Raw genomic sequence first — 850 nt, 5'->3', positions numbered from 1 at the left:
CGCACCGACAGCGGCAGCGGGGTCCCAGCCGGCCAGACGTCCGAGCTGCACCAGCGGCGGCGCGACCGGCGAGTCGCGCAGCATGACGGCCGGGGCGCCGGCGCGGACGCATCCGTCCTCGACCACGACCATCTGGTCGACGAACGGCACGACCCGCTCCATGCGGTGCTCGGCCAGCACGACGGTCAGGCCGAGGTCCTCGACCAGGCGCGCCAGGGTGGCCAGGACGTCCTCGGCCGCGGTCGGGTCCAGCGCGGACGTCGGCTCGTCGAGCACCAGCACCCGCGGGTGCATCGTCAGCACGGCGCCGATCGCGACGCGCTGCTGCTGGCCGCCCGACAGCGCCCGCAGCGAGCGTGAGCGCAGGTCGGCGATGCCGAGCAGGTCCAGCGTCTCCTCGACCCGGCGACGCATCGTGCCCGGCGCGACGCCGAGCTGCTCCATGCCGTAGGCCAGCTCCTCCTCGACGGTGTCGGTGACGAAGCCGGCGAGCGGGTCCTGCGGCACCGAGCCGACGAGGTGGGCCAGGTCCCGGGGCGGACGGTGGCGGATGCTGCGCCCCTCGACGAGCACGTCGCCCTCGAGGTGGCCGCCGGTGAAGTGCGGGACCAGGCCGTTGAGCAGGCCCAGCAGCGTCGACTTGCCCGAGCCGGTGCGGCCGGCGACGAGGGTCATCTCGCCCTCGGCGAGGCGCAGGTCGACGTGGCGCAGCACGGGATCGGCCAGACCGTCCTCGGTGGCGTAGCGGAAGGAGACGTCACGCAGCTCGATCACGACGCGACCTCCTGCCGGCGCGGACGGGCGGCGCGGCGGACTCGACCGCACAGCTGCTAAGAGACGGCTGAGCACT

Annotated in this window: 1 protein-coding gene; it reads right to left on the bottom strand. The window is 74.5% G+C overall.

Annotated features, from left to right (window positions below; all coding sequences use genetic code 11):
• Nucleotides 1-774, bottom strand: a 774-nt coding sequence (locus AC2W7G_RS17445; RefSeq protein ID WP_485869550.1) for an energy-coupling factor ABC transporter ATP-binding protein, incomplete at its 3' end; no start/stop codon positions are given.
• Nucleotides 775-850: the final 76 nt, after the last annotated feature.

It is taken from the genome of Aeromicrobium sp. PFPM2_SD2, assembly GCF_057364525.1.
Note: the sequence above shows the minus strand (reverse complement) of the source record. Positions and strands in the feature narration are given on the sequence as shown.